At 67.9% G+C, this 17,604-nt stretch carries 20 protein-coding genes; 7 read left to right on the top strand and 13 right to left on the bottom strand.

Annotated elements, in window-relative coordinates; translation table 11 throughout:
• Positions 1-136: 136 nt before the first annotated feature.
• Together tsf and rpsB are read right to left on the bottom strand one after the other, a co-directional pair.
• Positions 137-949, bottom strand: a complete 813-nt coding sequence (gene tsf, locus BMX93_RS00755) for a translation elongation factor Ts (protein WP_091966655.1) — start codon at positions 947-949, stop codon at positions 137-139.
• A 31-nt stretch (positions 950-980) separates the two neighbouring features.
• On the bottom strand, positions 981-1,895 hold the full coding sequence (gene rpsB / locus BMX93_RS00750) for a 30S ribosomal protein S2 (RefSeq protein ID WP_091966653.1): 915 nt from the start codon (positions 1,893-1,895) through the stop codon (positions 981-983).
• A gap of 539 nt (positions 1,896-2,434) precedes the next feature.
• On the opposite strand from rpsB, the gene BMX93_RS13020 reads away from it, so the two are divergent.
• A complete protein-coding gene (locus tag BMX93_RS13020; protein ID WP_218139161.1) occupies positions 2,435-3,511 on the top strand; it encodes a peptidoglycan DD-metalloendopeptidase family protein in 1,077 nt (358 codons plus the stop codon).
• 20 nt (positions 3,512-3,531) lie between these two features.
• Here BMX93_RS13020 and BMX93_RS00735 read toward each other — a convergent pair whose 3' ends face one another.
• Complete coding sequence (locus BMX93_RS00735) at positions 3,532-4,494, bottom strand: tyrosine recombinase XerC (RefSeq protein ID WP_091966651.1); 963 nt, start codon at positions 4,492-4,494, stop codon at positions 3,532-3,534.
• A gap of 95 nt (positions 4,495-4,589) precedes the next feature.
• Here BMX93_RS00735 and def point away from each other — a divergent pair, with 95 nt between their 5' ends.
• Entirely contained in the window at positions 4,590-5,186 is a 597-nt protein-coding gene (gene def / locus BMX93_RS00730; protein ID WP_091966649.1) for a peptide deformylase, read from the top strand.
• A gap of 164 nt (positions 5,187-5,350) precedes the next feature.
• Entirely contained in the window at positions 5,351-5,680 is a 330-nt protein-coding gene (locus tag BMX93_RS00725; protein ID WP_091966647.1) for a hypothetical protein, read from the top strand.
• Between the two features lie 43 nt (positions 5,681-5,723).
• Here the strand turns inward: BMX93_RS00725 and BMX93_RS00720 are convergent, their stop codons facing one another.
• A complete protein-coding gene (locus BMX93_RS00720) occupies positions 5,724-6,542 on the bottom strand; it encodes a TrmH family RNA methyltransferase (RefSeq protein ID WP_091966645.1) in 819 nt (272 codons plus the stop codon).
• Between the two features lie 61 nt (positions 6,543-6,603).
• On the opposite strand from BMX93_RS00720, the gene BMX93_RS00715 reads away from it, so the two are divergent.
• On the top strand, positions 6,604-7,626 hold the full coding sequence (locus tag BMX93_RS00715) for a bile acid:sodium symporter family protein (RefSeq protein WP_091966643.1): 1,023 nt from the start codon (positions 6,604-6,606) through the stop codon (positions 7,624-7,626).
• Positions 7,627-7,696: 70 nt separating this feature from the next.
• On the opposite strand, the gene BMX93_RS00710 is transcribed toward BMX93_RS00715, so the two are convergent.
• A complete protein-coding gene (locus BMX93_RS00710; RefSeq protein WP_091966641.1) occupies positions 7,697-8,509 on the bottom strand; it encodes an ABC transporter ATP-binding protein in 813 nt (270 codons plus the stop codon).
• Between the two features lie 59 nt (positions 8,510-8,568).
• Between BMX93_RS00710 and BMX93_RS00705 the strand changes: the two genes are divergently transcribed.
• The gene (locus tag BMX93_RS00705) at positions 8,569-9,309 is read left to right on the top strand and encodes a hypothetical protein (protein WP_091966639.1); all 741 of its coding nucleotides are present in this window, start codon (positions 8,569-8,571) and stop codon (positions 9,307-9,309) included.
• A 35-nt stretch (positions 9,310-9,344) separates the two neighbouring features.
• Here BMX93_RS00705 and fabI read toward each other — a convergent pair whose 3' ends face one another.
• Positions 9,345-10,118 carry an enoyl-ACP reductase FabI gene (gene fabI / locus BMX93_RS00700; protein ID WP_091966858.1) on the bottom strand — a complete coding sequence of 258 codons (774 nt, stop codon included), beginning with the start codon at positions 10,116-10,118 and terminating at the stop codon, positions 9,345-9,347.
• Between the two features lie 35 nt (positions 10,119-10,153).
• Positions 10,154-10,882, bottom strand: a complete 729-nt coding sequence (locus BMX93_RS00695) for a beta-ketoacyl-ACP reductase (RefSeq protein WP_091966637.1) — start codon at positions 10,880-10,882, stop codon at positions 10,154-10,156.
• Between the two features lie 45 nt (positions 10,883-10,927).
• Between BMX93_RS00695 and BMX93_RS00690 the strand changes: the two genes are divergently transcribed.
• Both BMX93_RS00690 and BMX93_RS00685 read left to right on the top strand, forming a co-directional pair.
• Positions 10,928-11,674, top strand: a complete 747-nt coding sequence (locus BMX93_RS00690) for an SDR family oxidoreductase (RefSeq protein ID WP_091966633.1) — start codon at positions 10,928-10,930, stop codon at positions 11,672-11,674.
• The gene (locus BMX93_RS00685; RefSeq protein ID WP_091966631.1) at positions 11,671-12,504 is read left to right on the top strand and encodes a putative RNA methyltransferase; all 834 of its coding nucleotides are present in this window, start codon (positions 11,671-11,673) and stop codon (positions 12,502-12,504) included. Before BMX93_RS00690 ends, BMX93_RS00685 begins: the two co-directional genes overlap by 4 nt.
• A gap of 15 nt (positions 12,505-12,519) precedes the next feature.
• On the opposite strand, the gene BMX93_RS13200 is transcribed toward BMX93_RS00685, so the two are convergent.
• From BMX93_RS13200 to sufC, 6 genes are all read right to left on the bottom strand, one after another.
• Positions 12,520-12,936, bottom strand: a complete 417-nt coding sequence (locus BMX93_RS13200) for a helix-turn-helix domain-containing protein (protein ID WP_245725642.1) — start codon at positions 12,934-12,936, stop codon at positions 12,520-12,522.
• A gap of 57 nt (positions 12,937-12,993) precedes the next feature.
• Positions 12,994-14,592, bottom strand: a complete 1,599-nt coding sequence (locus tag BMX93_RS00675; RefSeq protein WP_091966629.1) for an ABC-F family ATP-binding cassette domain-containing protein — start codon at positions 14,590-14,592, stop codon at positions 12,994-12,996.
• A gap of 95 nt (positions 14,593-14,687) precedes the next feature.
• Entirely contained in the window at positions 14,688-15,053 is a 366-nt protein-coding gene (locus BMX93_RS00670; RefSeq protein ID WP_245725661.1) for a metal-sulfur cluster assembly factor, read from the bottom strand.
• 104 nt (positions 15,054-15,157) lie between these two features.
• Positions 15,158-15,610, bottom strand: coding sequence for a Fe-S cluster assembly sulfur transfer protein SufU (gene sufU, locus BMX93_RS00665; RefSeq protein WP_091966625.1), 453 nt, complete (start codon positions 15,608-15,610; stop codon positions 15,158-15,160).
• Entirely contained in the window at positions 15,607-16,872 is a 1,266-nt protein-coding gene (locus BMX93_RS00660; RefSeq protein ID WP_091966623.1) for a cysteine desulfurase, read from the bottom strand. Before BMX93_RS00660 ends, sufU begins: the two co-directional genes overlap by 4 nt.
• Positions 16,853-17,602 (bottom strand): Fe-S cluster assembly ATPase SufC, encoded by a 750-nt coding sequence (gene sufC / locus BMX93_RS00655; protein WP_091966621.1) that lies wholly within the window; start codon positions 17,600-17,602, stop codon positions 16,853-16,855. Before sufC ends, BMX93_RS00660 begins: the two co-directional genes overlap by 20 nt.
• Positions 17,603-17,604: the final 2 nt, after the last annotated feature.

Raw genomic sequence — 17,604 nt, 5'->3', positions numbered from 1 at the left:
CCGGGCACCCGCCTTCCCGGCTGCCGTGCTGTGCGCGAACCGCCCCCAATGCAGCGAAGCGCCCCCAATGCAGCGAATCCCCCGCCAGCTGGCGGGGGATCCATCCCGAACGCGTCGGGATCGGTGCTGGTGAAACTCAGGCGCCTGCGGAGAACCGCTCGAAGCGGGTGATCGTCACGCCGTTCTCCTTGGCCAACGTGGAGATCGTCTTCTTCTCGTCGGCAATGCTCGGCTGGTCGAGGAGGCAGGCGTCCTTGAAGAAGCCGTTGAGGCGTCCCTCGACGATGCGCGGGATGATCTTCTCGGGCTTGCCCTCCTCGCGCGCGGTCTCCTCGGCAATCCGGCGCTCCTTCTCCAGAACGTCCTCGGGAACGTCGTCGGAGCTGAGATAGCTGGGGCTCATCGAGGCGATCTGCAGGGCGACGCTGTGCACGAACTCCGGGGCGTCACCCTCGTAAGCCACCGCCACGCCCACCTGGGGCGGGAGGTCGGGGTTGCGCCGGTGCAGATAGACATCGATCGCGCCGGGCAGGTAGGCCACATGGGACAGCTCGATCTTCTCGCCGATCTTCGCGACCAGCTCGTTGACCGACTCCTCCACCGTGTGCCCGCCGTCGAGCGGGAGGGCGAGCGCCTGGTTCAGGTCATCGGCCTTGGCCTGGTCGACTGCCGTGGCGATGGCATCGCCCAGGGCGATGAACTCGGCGTTCTTGGCGACGAAGTCGGTCTCGGAAGCCAGCTGGATGAGCGCGTTGCCGACGCTGGCGACCAATCCGTTGGTCGCCTCGCGGCCTGCCCGCTTCGCGGCCTTCGCGGCACCGGTGACCCGCAGGATCTCGATGGCCTTCTCGAAATCGCCATCTGCCTCGGTGAGGGCCTTCTTCGCGTCCATCATGCCCGCGCCGGTGGCGTCGCGCAGCTTCTTGACATCGGCGGCCTTGATTGCCATATATATGTCCGTTCCTCAGTCGTCGGGGTGCTTACTCGGCCTGTGCTGCCGGTTCGGCAGCCTCATTCGCCGTGGACTCGGGTGCGGGCTGGTCCGCGGCTGCAGCCTGGGGCTCCTGGTCGACGGATGCCTCAGTCCCAGCGGCCTTGGCCGCATCGGTGGACCCAGCGGCCTCGCCGGCCTGGTTGGCACCGAGCAGTTCCTGCTCCCAGTCGGGCAGCGGCTCGGCCTGGGTGCCGTCGGCCTGGGCCTTCTCCGAACGGGCCACCAGCCCCTCGGCGCAGGCGTCGGCGATGATGCGCGTGAGCAGCGTGACGGACCGGATCGCATCGTCATTGCCGGGGATCGGGAAATCGACCTCGTCAGGATCGCAGTTGGTGTCCAGGACGGCAATCACCGGAAGGTGCAGCTTGCGTGCCTCGTCGACGGCGAGGTGCTCCTTCTTGGTGTCGACGATCCACACGGCCTGCGGGACCTTCGCCATATCGCGAATTCCGCCGAGGGACTTGGCCAGCTTCTCCTTCTCGCGGGAAAAGCCGAGCAGTTCCTTCTTCGTGAATCCACCGGACTGGACGGTCTCGAGGTCCATGGCCTCGAGTTCCTTCAACCGCGCGATGCGCTTGCTGATGGTCGGGAAGTTGGTGAGCATGCCACCGAGCCAGCGCTGGTTGACATAGGGCATCCCGACGCGCGAGGCCTGTTCGGCGACAGCCTCCTGGGCCTGCTTCTTGGTACCGACGAACAGGATCTGGCCGCCGCGGGCAACGGTCTGCTTGACGTAGTCGTAAGCCTTGTCGATATAGGTGAGCGACTGGCGCAGATCGATGATGTAGATGCCGTTGCGCTCGTTGAAGATGAAGCGCTTCATCTTCGGGTTCCAACGGCGGGTCTGGTGTCCGAAGTGGACGCCGCTCTCGAGGAGCTGGCGGGTGGTGACGACGGCCATGGCCGTTTCCTTTCATGGTTCACGGCACCGACGGGCCGGTGCCCCTGATGCACCGACGCCCTGATACCCGGACCGATGGCCCAGGACCGGTTCGGGACGCCGTGACGAACGCGCGGATTCCGGTGATGTCCACAACGGATTCCGCGCAGCCACTGAGTGCATGCGAAGTCAGCCCGCGGCTGCGGACTGCGGCGACCAGTCTACGTGCCCGCCCCACCGCCTGCAATGTGACGGACGCCGGGCCGCACCGCGCGCCCGCGGCCCCGCGAGGCATGCGCGAGCGAGATGACCGCTGGCCCTTGTCCACAGACCCGGATCGGCTGGCGAACCCGGTGGCGTGTCTACACAGTCCGGTCATGGACGCTCCCCGCCAGCCTCGGCCCGCAAAGTCACGCCGCCACACCGTGCACATAGCCGGAATGAACATAGCCGGTGTGTGCGTAGCCGGCGTGCGCAAACGCGACGCACGCAGACTCGGCACGCACAGACATGGCACGCACAGACATGGCACGCACGGACATGGCACATCGAGACATGCCGTGCCGCAGCTGCCCAGGCACCGCGCGCGGCACTGGCCTGCGGTCCTCATGCTCATGACATGTCTGGCCTGTGGCGCCGACCTGCTGGCGCCCTCCCTTGCCCGCGCCGATCCGCCCAGCGTCCTGCCGATCCCCGGAGCGGTGCTGCGCCGCTTCGATCCTCCCGCCCAGCCCTGGCAGCCCGGGCACCGCGGCGTCGACCTGGCCGGGTCGGCAGGCGAGAGCGTGCTGTCCGCCGCTGCGGGCCGGGTCAGCTTCGTCGGCACTATCAATGGGGTCACCTCGGTCTCGGTGTTCCACCGCGACGGCAAGCGCACCACCTACCAGCCGGTAGAGCCAACCGTCGCACAGGGACAGCAGGTCAGCGCCGGGCAGCCCCTCGGCCGCCTGCTGCCGGGCCACTGCGCGCAGGCCTGCCTGCACTGGGGCCTCCTCGACGGCGAGAGCTATCTCGATCCCCTGGCTTGGAGCGGCTCCAGCGCACCTGCCGGCCCGATCCGCCTGCTGCCCCTCGCGATCACCATTCGTCCTCCGCTCGCTCTCGACGAGGCACCCCGTGCCGACCATTCCACCGGCGAGGCACCCCGTGCCGACCATTCCACCGGCGAGGCACCCCGTGCCGACCATTTCACCGGCCTTCCTGCACCCGCCACAGGATCCTCGGGGGCCGCCATGACACCGGTCGCGGGACAGGTCAGCTCCCGCTTCGGATACCGCATCAATCCGGTACGCGGCACGAGCGAGCTCCACGACGGGATCGACTTCGCAGCGCCGTGCGGCACCCCGGTGCGCGCCGCCTGGTCGGGCATCGTGGGCTTCGCCGGCACGGTGAATGGGTTCGGCAACCGGGTTGTCATCGATCACCGGTTCGCCACAGGTGAGGCCCTCTCAAGCTCCTACAGTCACCTCTTGGACGCGGGGGTGGGCCTGATTCGCACCGGTCAGTCCGTCAGCGCGGGGCAGATCATCGCCCTCGTGGGAACAACCGGCCTGTCGACGGGCTGCCATCTGCACTTCTCCGTGCACCGGCAGGGGGTAGCGATCGATCCTCAGCCCTGGCTCAGCTGGGCTCCCTAGCAGCGAGCGCCGAACCAGGATCAGGCACGCGGATGCGCCTGGCGGTAGGCGGCGCGCAGCCTCTCGTCGCTCACATGGGTATAGATCTGCGTGGTCGCCAGCGACGCGTGCCCGAGCATCTCCTGCACGCTGCGCAGGTCTGCGCCGCCCTCGAGCAGATGGGTCGCCATCGCGTGGCGCAGGCCATGCGGTCCGACATCTGGGGCTTGCGGGACGCCGCGCAGGCTTTCATGCACCACCCGGCGCACGACGCGAGGATCGATTCGGGAACCGCGCGCCCCCAGGAAGACGGCCATACCCGAGGCGGGTGCGCACAGCTGGGGCCGGACGGAACGCCAGCGAGCCAGCGCGCGCAGCCCTGGCTGTCCCAGCGGGACGCTGCGCTGCTTGTCGCCCTTGCCGAGCACCCGCAGCAGGCCACGCTGCTCGTCCACATCGCCCAGGTCCAGGCCGCACAGCTCACTGACCCGGATGCCCGATCCATAGAGCACCTCAAGGATCGCCACATCACGCACACCGAGAGGACCCTCGCTCTCGGCCGCCTTCGCGGTGGCGGCGTCAAGGAGTTCTCGGGCATCCTCCTGGGTCAGCGTCTCGGGCAGACGACGCCCAATCTTCGGCGACCGGAGGGTTTGGGCCGGGTCCGAAGCAGTGATCGACTCCCGGGTGCTCCAGCGGAAGAAGACCCGCGCCGCGCCCGCCCGCCGGGCGATCGTGGCTGTGGCCGCTCCGCTCGCCTGCTGCTCGCCCAGCCAGCGCCGAAGACCCGCCAGGGTCACCCCCTGCGGCGAGCCGATCCCGCACCTGCACGCGAAGAGCGCGAACTCGTGGAGATCGCTGAGATAGGCGCGTACGGTATGGGGCGAATCGTGCCGCTCGAGGGCCAGATGGGCGCTGAAGCGGCGCAGCGCATCGGCCCACGGGCCGGTCAGCTCAACTTCGTCGCCCACGGGCGCGAGTATAGGTTTGTGCGCGTGCGCCATCGCGCACCGGTGGGATGAATGACGGTGCACCATGGCGCATCGGTTGGGTTTGCGACGGGGCGCACTGGCGCACCGCGGGGCAAGGAGGTCGACGGATGAAGAGCCCGGCACAGTGGGCGAGCACGGGAAAGCTGCTGCGGATCACACGCTGGGACGAGCCGGTCATGCGCACACCGACCAAGCCGGTGACGCAGTTCGACGAGGAGCTTGCCCAGCTCGTGGCAGACATGTTCGCCACGATGGCCGCGGCCGATGGTGTCGGCCTGGCCGCCCCCCAGGTGAATCGCGATATCGCGCTGTTCGTCTTCAACTGCCCCAATGCCGACGACGAACTCATCCACGGCGTGGTCTGCAATCCCGTCGTCACCCTGCCCCAGGGCAAGGATCGCCGGCTGGTCAGCGCCGAGGAGGGCTGCCTGTCGTGGCCCGGCGCCTATCAGCCGCTCTCTCGGCCAGACTTCGCCGTCTGCGAGGGGGTCGACGAGACCGGCGCCCCGGTCAGAATCGAGGGCACCGGACTGCTGGCCCGCTGTCTGCAGCACGAGACCGACCATCTGCACGGCACGGTCTTCGGTGATCGGCTCTCCACCCGATCACGGCGCAAGCTCGACGAGGAGAAGGAGCAGTTGGCACCCCTCTATCCCGACGACTGGCCGGTGCACCCGAAACGGACCGCCGGCGAGGCCAGCTGACACGCCCCGCCCGTGCCAGCACACCGGTCATGGGCCGACGCCGATGCAGCCACCGGGTGGGCAGTTAGCGGATCAGCGGTCCAGTGCGCAAGATCGGCTCCGCCCTGCCCTGTCCTCTGTGGGCGAACGGTGGTGAAATGGAGGTGAGACGAAAGGAGATCGCCATGGCCACCGTGATCCATGATCAGGGCACGGAACTCGTCGAAGCAGTCGAGGCACTGGTGGCCTCCGACTGGGCACATTCCTTCTGCGATGAAACCCGTGCAGAAATAGCGCGCCTCAAGCCGCAGACCGATATCCATCGTGAGCGCATTCGCTCGGTGAGCTTCACCGTGCCGGACAACGATTCCGCCCAGTCGGCGCTGGAGTACCGCTTCGGCCAGGGCTGTGAACTCACCGGCGGACACCGCCGGGTCATCGTCTGGCACACGAAGGGACGCGAGGTCCGACTGGAGTCGAACGCCCGCGGAGGCAGCACCGTCGTCGTCGACTGAGTGGCCTGATCCCGGGCGCCCCACCCGGGAAGCCGCGCCGGGATCAGGAGATCTTCGGCCCCAGGACGTGGCACGCGATGGCCGCTGCGGCTGCCACATTGAGCGAATCAATACCCCGAGCCATCGGGATGCGCACGACGACCTCGGCCTGGGCCAGCCAGTGAGAACTGAGACCGGCACCCTCGGTACCCATCAGCAATGCCACCTTGCGGGGGTGCTGGTCCAGCTGCTCGGCGAACTCGTCGATCCCCACGTCGTCGTGGCGCAGGGCCATGGCCGCAACGAGAAAACCGGCATCACGCAGTCGCTCGAGACCATGGGCCCAGTCGTCCATACGGGCCCACGGCAGCGAGAAGACCGCGCCCATGCTCGTCTTGATGGCACGCCGGTACAGCGGATCGGCAGCCCGCGGCGCGAGCAGCACCCCATCCCAGCCCAGCCCCGCTGCGCACCGGATGATGGCACCGACATTCGTGTGATCGACGATGTCCTCGCACACCACCAGCCGCCGGGCATCGAGCAGCTCGCTCATCTGCCGGGCCGGACGCCGCTCGAAGGCACCCAGCGCTCCTCGGTGGACATGGAAGCCGGTGATCTGCTCGGCCAGCCGCTCGCTCACCACGTAGACGGGCACATCGCTGGTGTCCAGCAGATCGCGAAGCCCCGGCACCCAGCGCGGCGCCAGCAGCAAGGACCGCGGGAGATGGCCGGTCTGCCAGGCCCGGCGGATGATCTTCTCGCCCTCGGCGATGAACAGGCCTTGGGCAGCCTCCAGCGACCTGCGCAACGAGACATCGCGCAATGCCACATAATCTCGGAGCCGCTCATCCGCCGGATCGGCGATCTCCACGAGGCTGGCCACGGCGCAAGGGTAGTCCGATACGCCGCGTCGGCGACGGCATCCAGCCCCCTACAATGTCGCGGTGAGCAGATCACTCGATGCCAGACCGTGGTACCGCCGTATCCATGTCGACCGCTTCGTCCTGGCGATCATTTGCGCAGCCGCTCTGGCCTCTGTGCTTCCCGTCCACGGTTCAGGCAGTGTCGTTCTCGGCTGGGCAACCAAGGCGCTCATCTTCGTGCTGTTCTATCTCTACGGAGTGCGGCTGGAACCCCGCGAGGCGATCGACGGGCTGAAGCACTGGCGCCTGCACCTGACCATCCTGGCATCCACCTATCTGGTCTTCCCGCTCATCGTGCTCGCGGCCCGCCCCATGCTGCACACGCTCATCAGCCCCCAGCTGTTCGTGGGAGTGCTGTGGCTTTCCATCCTGCCATCGACCGTGCAGAGCTCAATCAATTTCACCTCCATCGCCAAGGGGAATGTCGCCGGAGCCATCGTGTCCGCCTCGCTGTCGAACATCCTCGGCGTGGTCCTCACCCCGCTGCTCGCCATGTTCGTCATGAGAACCGGCGGCCTGGTCATCGAACCCGCCTCGATCCTCGACCTGTTCGTCCAGCTCCTCCTGCCGTTCATCCTCGGGCAGCTGACCCGCCGCTGGACGAAGGCTTTCGTGCTGGGCCACCCCAAGCTCAAGTACGTCGATCAGCTGAGCATTGTGACCGTTGTCTACAACGCCTTCAGCGACGGCATGAACGAGGGGGTGTGGCACAGCGTCGGCTTCGGTGACATCGCCCGCATGCTGCCGGTGCTGCTGGCATTGCTCGGCCTCATGCTCGTTCTCACCTGGTGGGTCCCCGGGCGCCTCGGCTTCGATCGCCGCGACCAGATCGCCATCCAATTCTGCGGAACGAAGAAATCGCTGGCCACCGGGGTGCCCATGGCCTCGGTGCTCTTCGCGTCGGCCACCGTTCCGCTCCTCGTGCTCCCCCTCATGATCTTCCACATGTCCCAGCTCATCGTCTGCGGTGTCATCGCGGGGCGCTACCAGCGCAAACCCGCATCATGGTTCGAATCTCCCGGCGAACGTCAGGTGACTGTCTGAGACCGGCCCCGCGCTGGACAGCGTCCTGGCAGAAACACCGGGCACCAAAGACACCGACGCTGCGCGCGGCTCAGGAGCCCTCCTGGCCGGATCGGACCGGGGCGGCCTTCGCGGTCCAGCGTCCGTCGTCGTCACGGCGGACCTGCAGCGGCAGCCCGAAGGTGGCCGTGAGGTTCTCGTCGGTGAGCACCTCTTCCACGAGACCCTGCGCGGAAACCCTGCCGTGATTGAGCAAGAGCGCGTGGGTGATGCCCAGCGGGATCTCCTCGACATGGTGGGTGACGAGCACCACCGCTGGCGCATCGTCGTCGAGGCACATGGCCGACAGCGTGGCCACCAGATGCTCACGCCCGGCAAGGTCGAGTCCTGCACCCGGCTCGTCGAGGAGCAGCAGCTCGGGGTCCGTCATGAGCGCTCTGGCGATTTCGGTGCGCTTTCGCTCCCCCTCGCTGAGGGTGCCGAAGGTGCGGTCGGCCAGCCCAGACAGGTCGAACATGTCCATGAGCTGCGCCGCCCGCTGGAAGTCCATCTCGTCGTAGGCCTCGCGCCAGCGACCCATGACGGCATAGGACGCGGAGACCACGACATCGCGGACCAGCTCTCCGCGCGGTATCCGCTCGGCGATGGCCGAGCTGGACACACCGATCCTGGGCCGCAGCTCGAAGACGTCGACGGCCCCCATGACCTCTCCCAGCAGCCCGACCATCCCCTGGGTGGGGAATGTCTGGGCGCTGAGCAGCGACAGCAATGTCGTCTTGCCCGCCCCGTTGGGCCCGATGACCACCCAGCGTTCGCCCTCTTCGACCGCGAAGTCCACACCGTCGAGCAGGAGCGAGTGGCCACGGCGCACACTGACATCCGCGAGTTCGACAACCGACACCATGACCTAGAACATACAAGCTTCGCTGCCGGACGCGTGCGCCGAGCGGCTAACCTTGCGCCGTGTCGGATCCAGTCCTCGAGTGCCTTCACCTGACCAGCGTGCTCAATGAGATGGCGGCAGGCCTGATCAGCGCACCGCAGGCCGAGTATGCCCTACGGACGTCAAGCAACGGAACACCCGGCCGTCCCCACCACGCCGTCGACGAGCAGGAACTGCTCGGGCTCGCATCCGACACGGGCAGCCCGGTGCGGATCGTGCTTGCCAGGGTGGCGGCCGTGATGCCCACCCAACGCTGGGTCCTGCTGCTGCCCCGGCCCGGGCGTCTGCGAGGGCTACGAGGGCCGGTGCCCACCAACCGGCTGGCACTGGAGTGCGGTGCGATCGTGGTGGCCCGCGACGGCGGCCTGGCCTGGCTGCCCCGCCCGGTGGGACCGGCCATGCAATGGCAGCTCGTCGCGGCACAACGCCCGATACCCCCGTCAACTCCAGGCGAGGCGGCCAGGGCCCTCAACGAGCAGGTGCTCGACGCCGCCCGTGAGCTGGGCCGCCTCGATGCCCCGGCAGGACGCCGACCCGAGGGCGCGACGTCGATCACGCTGGGGCCGGCCTATCCGGCGGCGAACCAGGAGCTTCTCGATCGCGCCCTGCTGTGGCGCGAGGCCTGCCGGGCGGGGCTGGACGCCAGCCCCGCCAGCCTGCACTCCCATGCGGTACTCGCGCGCGAGACGCAGCTGCGCACCCTGGAAGGGCTGTGCGAGGACGCCGTGAGCGCCGCCGCAAGCTGGCCCCACCACCACTGAACTGCTGGCTCGCGGCTTCCCCGCAGCCGCGGTGTTCACGAGCCGGTGGAGAACAGTCCCCCGTCGGCGTGCACGATCTCGCCGGTGGTCGCCGCGAAGAGCTCGCTGAACAGCGCGCAGACTGCCGTGGCGACCGGGGTGGCGTCCCTCGCATCCCAGCCCAGCGGGGCACGCTGAGCCCAGACGTCGTTGAGGGAGGCAGATCCCGGGATGGCCTTCTTGGCGATCGAGTCGATCGGCCCCGCGGAGACCAGATTGCTACGGATGCCGTCCGGTCCGAGATAGCGGGCCAGATAACGGTTCGCGGACTCCAGCCCGGCCTTGGCGACACCCATCCAGTCGTAGGCCGGCCAGCTGACCGTCGCATCGAAGGTGAGACCGACGATCGAGGAACCCCGACCCATGAGCTCCCGCAGCGCCATCGCGAGCGAGACATAGGAATAGGTGGAGGTGTGCAGGCTCGTCGCCACGTCGTCCCAGCCGGTCGACAGGAAAGCGCCACCCAGGGCCCGCTCGGGATTCGCGAAAGCGATCGAGTGCAACAGGCCATCGACATGATCGAAACCGTTCTCGCGCAGCGCGTCAGGCAGCGCAGCGAGGCTCTCCGCGCTGCTGGCATCGAGCTCCAGCACCTGCGGCACCGGGTCGAGCTTGGTCACCACCCGCCGGCACAGGCTGACCGCCCGGCCGAAGGCGGTGACGATGACCTCGCCACCCTGCTCCTGAGCCACCTGGGCCACCTTGTAGGCGATCGAGGTGTTCATCGTGATACCCGTCACCACGATCTTCTTGCCGTCGAGAATCCCCATCGAATCCATGTCCTTTCCTGGTCTACAGGGAAAAACTACCGCCCCATCCCCATACCGCCGTCCACCGGAAGCACCGCACCGGTGAGATAGCCGCTGGCATCGGCACAGAGGAATTCCACCGCGTTCGCCACATCGTCGACCTCGCCGAGGCGCCCGGCCGGGATCCGGCGCAGGTACTCTGCGCGCAGCTCGTCGCCGAGTTCCCGGGTCATGTCCGTGGCGATGAAGCCAGGAGCCACGACATTGCAGGTGACCCCGCGACCACCGAGTTCTCGCGCCACGGAGCGGGCCACGCCGATGAGGCCCGCCTTGCTCGCGGCATAGTTGACCTGGCCCGGCGAGCCGAGACCGGCCACCACCGAGCCGATGAGCACGATACGCCCGAAGCGCTTGCGCATCATGGAGCGCGCCGCCCGGCGAACCACGAGGAAACTGCCGGTGAGATTGGTGTCGATCACCCCGGACCAGTCCTCGTCGGTCATCCGCACCAGCAGGGTGTCCTTGGTGACACCTGCATTGGAGACCAGCACCTCGACCGGCCCGTACTCCTGCTCCACCCGCGCGAAGGCCGCATCGACGTGGCTGGGATCGGTGACATCGGCCTCGATCGCGAGCGCGCCCTGCGGTGCGTGTCCGCTGCGCGAGGTCGCCGCAACGCGATAGCCCCTGTCGAGAAGCCGCTGCGCGACCGCCGCCCCGATGCCCCGGCTTGCCCCTGTCACCAGGGCGACGCGGCCATTTCCCTGTGTTTCGTCGCTGTTCACGCCGCCACGTTACCGGTCGGCGCACAGCTGCGGCAGGATGAACCCATGGATCTGGGACTGTCCGGCAAGGTCTTCGTCATCACCGCCGCCAGCGGCGGGCTTGGACTCGCCACCGCGCAATCGCTCGTCGCCGAGGGTGCGCGAGTCGTGCTCGTGGCCCGCCGCGCCGAGGCGCTGTCGACTGCAGTGCGCGCACTGGGCGGTGACAGCGCCTCGGCGGTGCCCGCCGATCTGGCCCACCCGGACACGGCCCGGCGAGCCGTCGACGCGGCCCTGGAGCGCTGGCAACGTCTCGACGGAGCCTTCGTCTCGGTGGGCGGCCCCCCGAAGGGGGCAGTGCTCACCACCACCGACGAGCAGTGGGCCCTAGCCTTCGACTCCGTCTTCCTGGCCGCGCTTCGAGTGGCTCGCGCAGTGTGCGGCGTCAACTGTGCCGCCACCGTGGGCTTCGTGCTCTCGGTGTCGGCGAAGTCCCCGCTGCCCGATATGGCCCCGAGCAATGGGCTGCGGCCAGGCCTGGCCATGCTCGTCAAGCAACTGGCCGATGAACTCGCACCCTCGGGTGGGCGGGCCTTCGCGCTGGCTCCGGGCAATATCGCCACCCAGCGGATGATCGACCTGCTGGGCCACCAACCGACTGGGCAGGACGCAGCGAACGCGGGCATCCCGATGGGGCGCCTCGGGACGCCTGCCGAGTTCGGCCAGGTGGCTGCCTTCCTGCTCAGCGACGCGGCACGCTATCTCACCGGCTTCCTGCTGCCCGTCGACGGCGGCATGCTGCGCACACTGTGAAGATTCCCCCGGCGCTCGATGAGGCCCTGCCACTGCTCGCCTGCCCGGTCTGCGCCGCCCGGCAGCTGCCCGATGCCACCCTGCGGCGCGAGGACACGAGCCTGCGTTGCGAGCGACGCCACAGCTTCGACATCGCGCGCGGCGGATATGTCAATCTGGCGAACGGCCCGGAACCGGCCAACGCCGATTCCGCGGCGATGGTTGCCGCCCGGGAGCGTTTCCTGGGTTCGGGCGTCTATCTGCCGCTGCGGCAGGCACTCGTGGAGATGCTCTCGGGGGCGCGCCGTGTCCTCGAGGTGGGCGCCGGTTCGGGCTGGTACCTGTCAGGTGTGCTCGCCGCACATTCCCACACGCTCGGCCTGGCCAGTGATGTCTCGGTCGCGGCGGCGAGAAGAGCCGCCCAGCACGGCCTGGCCAGCATCGTTGCCGACACCTGGTCCGGCCTGCCGGTGCGAGCCGGGGCGCTGGACGCGCTGCTGTGCGTCTTCGCGCCGCGCAATGCGGCCGAGTTCGCACGCATGCTGGCGCCTGGTGGTCGTGTCGTGGTGGCCTGGCCCACCCCGCGGCATCTGGCCGGGCTGCGCGCCCAGCTGGATCTGCTCGACGTTGCGCAGGGCAAGCAGGAACAGCTCGGCGCCCAGATGGCCGCTGCCGGGCTGGTGGCGGCAGGCCACCGGCTCGTCGCTTTCGAGGCCGACTGCGACGGCGCCCAGGTGCGCGATCTCGTGGCGATGGGCCCCAACGCCTTCCACAGTCACCAGCCTCCAGGCGAGGCATCCCAGCGCATCGAGGTGTCGGTGAGCATCGACGAGTTCGTCGCCGGCACCTAGCCCTCGCGCGCCTCCTCAGCTCTTCGGGCCGGACTTGCCCTTGTGCTTGCCCGAACGCTTCTTCTTGCCCTTGGCGGCCTTCCCCTTCTTGTGCCCCTTGTTCCCTTTGCGCCCCTGCACCCGGGCAGCCGCCTCCGCCTCGCCGGCTGGGGCACAGGCAGCTGCCTGAGGCGCGAGGGCACCGCCTGGCGGGGTGCTCGCTGCGCCGGTGCGGGCAGGTGGCCGGGCGTGCGCCGCGGGCCGCGCGCCACCTCGGGCGCGCATGGCCACGCCGGTCTCGACGAGCAGGGTCTGGACGAAACCATAGGAGCGTCCGCATCGCGCCGCCAGGTCCCGGATGGTCGCGCCGGCGAGGTATTCCTGGGCCAGCTGCGCGGCGAGGCGCTCGCGCGAGCTCCCGCCGATACGGGCACCTTTGACCACTCTGTCCATGAGCCCTCCTGAGCCGAGGCAAGCCAAGCCGACAGCACGCGCGCGGTGCGCGAGCGCTCAGGCCAGCGCGACCAGATCGGTGTAGTCGTGGTCCCACAAGTCCTCGACGCCATCGGGGAGGATGAGCACCCGGTCGGGTTCCAGGGCCTCCACCGCACCCTCGTCGTGGGTGACCAGCACGATCGCGCCCTGGTAGGCCCGGATCGCCTCGAGCACCTGCTCGCGGCTGGCCGGATCGAGATTGTTGGTGGGCTCGTCGAGCAGCAGCACATTGGCGGAGCTCACCACGAGGGTGGCCAGCGCCAGTCTGGTCTTCTCACCACCCGAAAGCACACCGGCCGGCTTGTGGTCGTCGTCGCCGGTGAACAGGAAACTGCCCAGAACCTTGCGGGCATCGGTGTCATTGAGCTGGGGCGCGGCGGCATGCATGTTCTCCAGCACCGAAGACGACATGTCGAGCATGTCGTGCTCCTGGGCGAAATAGCCCAGCTTGAGCCCGTGGCCCGCCACCACCTCACCGGTGTCGGAGGGCTCGAGGCCGTACAGAACCCGAAGCAATGTCGTCTTTCCTGCGCCGTTGAGGCCGAGAACGACGACGCGGCTGCCGCGGTCGATGGCCAGGTCGACGCCGGTGAACACCTCGAGCGAGCCGTAGGACTTGGACAGGTCGTGCGCGCTCAGCGGAGTGCGTCCGCATGGCGCCGGTTCCGGGAAGACAATCCTGGCGACCTTGTCCTGGCTGCGCTGGTCCTGTGTGGCGGCCAGCAGCCGCTCGGCCCGGCGCGCCATGTTCTGCGCGGCCGTGGCCTTGGTGGCCTTGGCATGCAATTTGTCGGACTGGGAGATGAGCTGGGCAGCCTTGCGTTCGGCATTGAGCCGCTCGCGGCGCCGGCGCTTCTCGTCGGCCTGACGCTGTTCGAGGTAGAGCTTCCAGCCCATCGAGTAGACGTCGAGCGTGGCGCGGTTGGCGTCCAGATGGAAGACCTTGTTGACCGTCTCGTCGAGCAGTTCGGTTGCGTGGCTGATCATCATGACACCCCCGGGGAAGGTCTTGATGAACTCGCGAAGCCAGGCGATGGAGTCGGCGTCCAGATGGTTGGTGGGCTCGTCGAGGAGCAGGGTGTCGGCGTTGCTGAACAGGATGCGGGCCAGCTCGACGCGCCGCCGCTGGCCGCCGGACAGCTCGTGCAGCGGCTGCTCGAGCACCCGGTCGGGCAGGGAGAGGTTGGCGGCGATCCGAGCCGCCTCGGCCTCGGCTGCATAGCCCCCGGCGGCGGTGAACTGGGCATCGGCCCGGTCATAGGCCGTCATCGCCTTGTCACGCCGGGATCCGGTAGTGGTGGCGATCTCCTCGGTAGAACGGCGCAGCTCGGCGGCGATCCGGTCGAGCCCGCGCGCCGAGACGATCCGTTGGCGGGCCGTGACCATGAGATCGGATTCGCGCGGATCCTGGGGCAGATAGCCGATCCGTCCCGAGTGATGCACGCTCCCCGAGGCCGGTTGCCCCTCGCCAGCGAGGATCCGCATCGTCGTTGTCTTCCCGGCGCCATTGCGTCCGACGACGCCGACCTTGTCGCCGCCGATCACCTGGAAACTCACCGGGTTGAGCAGCAGCCGGGCTCCGACTCGCACTTCCAGATCAGTGGCTCGTATCACGACGCTCCTGGCACTACTGCTGACAATGGACCGTTGGCCATTGTCCCCGGCACCGCAGCCGGAATCAAAACCGGCGCGCGTGAGGTCCGGGCGGCTCAGACGTTGAAGCCGATATAGCGCAGCTGCTCGCGCCCCTCGTCGGTGATGCATTCCAGGCTCCACGGCGGCATCCACACCCAGTTGATCGTCACAGTATTGGCGATCCCGTCCAGGGCGGCCTCGGAACTCCACTCCAGCTGGTCGGTGAGCGGGCAGGCCGGGCTGGTGAGCGTCATGTCAAGCACCACATTGGCCTCGTCGTCGATGGTGACACCATAGATGAGCCCCAGATCGACGACATTGACCATGAGCTCGGGATCGATGACTTCCTTCATCGCCTCGAGCACCTGCTCCTCGGTCGGTACCGGACGCTCGTGCCGCTCCTCCTGGGCCGCCGCCGTGGTCTGTGCCGTGCCGGGCAGCTCGTCGCGCACCAGATCGGAGGGACGGGTCTGCTGCTCATCCACGCCATCACGCAGATCGTGGACCGGCTCGCCCACCTGCGTGCTCTCGTACTCTCTCGTGCTCATCTGCTCTCCTCGAACGTGGCGCCGGCCCGCGCGAGGGCATCGCGCAGCGCAGACCAACTCAACATCGCGCACTTGACGCGCGCCGGGAATTGCGAGACACCGGCGAAGGCGATGCCGTCTTCGAGGCGTTCCTCATCGGGCTCGATCCGACCCTGGCTCTCCATCATCGTCGTGAACTCGGCGAACAACGACATCGCGTCGCCCACCGACCTGCCGATCACCAGATCGGTCATCACGGAGGAGGAGGCCTGCGAGATGGAGCAGCCCTCCCCCTCGTAGCTGACGTCCCGGATCGTCGAACCGTCCAGGTCGACGCGCAGCGTGATCTCGTCGCCGCAGCTGGGGTTGACGTGGTGTACCTGCGCACCGTAGGGCTCGCGCAGGCCCGCGTGGTGCTTCTCGCGATAGTGGTCCAGGATGATGTCCTGGTACATCTCCTCGACGTTCATGCCCGCGCCGCGACCCTGCCGGTGAAGAAGGCGTGGGCCCAGGTCAGTGCCTCGCACAGCGCATCCACCTCACTGTCGGTCGAATACAGATAGCCGGATGCCCGTGCCGAGCTGGAGATGGACAGCCGCCGATGCAGCGGCTCGGCACAGTGGTGTCCGCCGCGCACCGCCACGCCCCGCGAGTCGAGCAGCTGCATGAGGTCGTGAGGATGGACGCCATCGACCGTGAACGACACCGCCGAACCCCGGTCGACCGGCTTGTCCGGGCCCATGACGTGCACGAAGTCGAGCTCGCCCAGCGCCTCGAGCATATGAGCGGTGATCTGGTGGTCGTGGCGCGCGATGGCCCCCATACCGATCGTCTCGAGGTAGTCCACTGCAACTCCCAGGCCAACGGCCTGTGCGATCGGCGGGGTACCGGCCTCGAACTTGTGAGGAATCTCCGCCCAGGTGGAACCTTCCATCCTCACCTCGCCGATCATCTCACCACCGCCGAGGAAGGGGGGCAGCTCGTCGAGCAGGGCGCGTCGGCCCCACAGCACACCGATCCCGGTGGGCCCGCACATCTTGTGCCCGGTGAAAGCGAGCATGTCGACACCCAGCGTCCCGACATCGGTCGGCAGGTGGGGAACCCCCTGGGAGCCATCGGCGACGACCACAGCGCCATAGGCATGGGCCTGCTCGGCGATCCGACGCAGCGGATTGACAGTGCCCAGCACGTTCGAGACCCAGGCCAGCGAGACGACCTTGGTGTGCTCGTTGATGAGCCCTTCGCGCTCGGCCGCCTCGAGATCGAGCCTGCCCTGTGGCGTGATGTCGAACCAGCGCAAGGTGGCGCCGGTGCGCTGGCACGCCAGCTGCCAGGGCACCAGGTTCGAGTGGTGTTCCAGCACCGATACCACCACCTCGTCACCGGGACGAAGCGATGCGCCCAGCGTGTGGGCCGCGAGATTGAGCGCCTCGGAGGAATTCTTCGTGAAGACGATCTCGGCGGGTTCGGCGGCGGCCACGAAGTGCGCCACCTTCGCCCGGGCACCCTCATAGGCGGCTGTCGCCTCGGCGCCCAGCTCGTGCATGGCGCGAGCGACATTCGCATTGTGTTGCGCATAGTGATCGCTTATGGCATCGATGACGACGCGCGGTTTCTGCGAGGTATTGGAGCTGTCGAGATAGACGAGCGGGTGACCGTGGACCTGGCGGCTCAGGATCGGGAAGTCCCTGCGTATCGTCTCGATGTCGTAGTCATCCGACGTACTGTTCATAGCCCTTCTCCTCCAGGTTGTCGGCCAGCTCGCTGCCACCGGTGACGGCCACCCGCCCGTCCACGAAGACATGGACTCGGTCGGGATGGACATAGCGCAGGATGCGCGTGTAATGAGTGATGAGCAGCACCGACTTGCCGGGGCGCTGAGAGAAGGCCTTGATGCCCTCGGCAACCACCTTCAGCGCATCGATGTCAAGGCCGGAGTCGATCTCGTCGAGAATCGCCGTGCTGGGGTCGAGCAGTTCCAGCTGCGCGATCTCACCGCGCTTCTTCTCGCCACCGCTGAATCCCTCGTTGACCGAGCGCTCGGCGAACTCCGCGTCGAGGTCCATCCGGGCAAGCGACTCGCGCACCTGCTTGGGCCAGGTACGCACCTTGGGGGCCTGACCGGCCAGCGCCGTCTTGGCGGTACGCAAGAAATTGGCCATGGACACGCCCGGCACCTCGATCGGGTACTGCATGCCGAGGAACAGACCGGCCTTCGCGCGCTCGTCGACCGGAAGGGCGCTGAGCTCGACGCCGTCCAATGTCACCGAACCCTGCGTGATGTGGTACTTCGGATGCCCGGCGATCGAATAGGCAAGGGTGGACTTGCCCGAACCGTTGGGACCCATGATGGCGTGCACCTGACCATCGCTCACGGTCAGGTCGACCCCCTTGAGGATCTCCTTGGGGCCGGTCTCGGTGTCGACGTCGACGTGCAGATCTTTGATGACGAGTGTGGCCATCG

Origin of the sequence: Propionibacterium cyclohexanicum (assembly GCF_900111365.1) — a bacterium.
GTDB lineage: Bacteria > Actinomycetota > Actinomycetes > Propionibacteriales > Propionibacteriaceae > Propionibacterium > Propionibacterium cyclohexanicum.
This window is presented reverse-complemented; position numbering and strand designations above follow the sequence as displayed.

Bases quoted from the DNA above. Each gene is read 5' to 3' on its own strand.
- tsf (WP_091966655.1), bottom strand. From the start codon at position 949: ATGGCAATCAAGGCCGCCGATGTCAAGAAGCTGCGCGACGCCACCGGC.
- rpsB (WP_091966653.1), bottom strand. From the start codon at position 1,895: ATGGCCGTCGTCACCACCCGCCAGCTCCTCGAGAGCGGCGTCCACTTC.
- BMX93_RS00735 (WP_091966651.1), bottom strand. From the start codon at position 4,494: ATGGCGCACGCGCACAAACCTATACTCGCGCCCGTGGGCGACGAAGTT.
- def (WP_091966649.1), top strand. From the start codon at position 4,590: ATGAAGAGCCCGGCACAGTGGGCGAGCACGGGAAAGCTGCTGCGGATC.
- BMX93_RS00725 (WP_091966647.1), top strand. From the start codon at position 5,351: ATGGCCACCGTGATCCATGATCAGGGCACGGAACTCGTCGAAGCAGTC.
- BMX93_RS00710 (WP_091966641.1), bottom strand. From the start codon at position 8,509: ATGGTGTCGGTTGTCGAACTCGCGGATGTCAGTGTGCGCCGTGGCCAC.
- fabI (WP_091966858.1), bottom strand. From the start codon at position 10,118: ATGGGGATTCTCGACGGCAAGAAGATCGTGGTGACGGGTATCACGATG.
- BMX93_RS00690 (WP_091966633.1), top strand. From the start codon at position 10,928: ATGGATCTGGGACTGTCCGGCAAGGTCTTCGTCATCACCGCCGCCAGC.
- BMX93_RS13200 (WP_245725642.1), bottom strand. From the start codon at position 12,936: ATGGACAGAGTGGTCAAAGGTGCCCGTATCGGCGGGAGCTCGCGCGAG.
- sufU (WP_091966625.1), bottom strand. From the start codon at position 15,610: ATGAACGTCGAGGAGATGTACCAGGACATCATCCTGGACCACTATCGC.
- BMX93_RS00660 (WP_091966623.1), bottom strand. From the start codon at position 16,872: ATGAACAGTACGTCGGATGACTACGACATCGAGACGATACGCAGGGAC.
- sufC (WP_091966621.1), bottom strand. From the start codon at position 17,602: ATGGCCACACTCGTCATCAAAGATCTGCACGTCGACGTCGACACCGAG.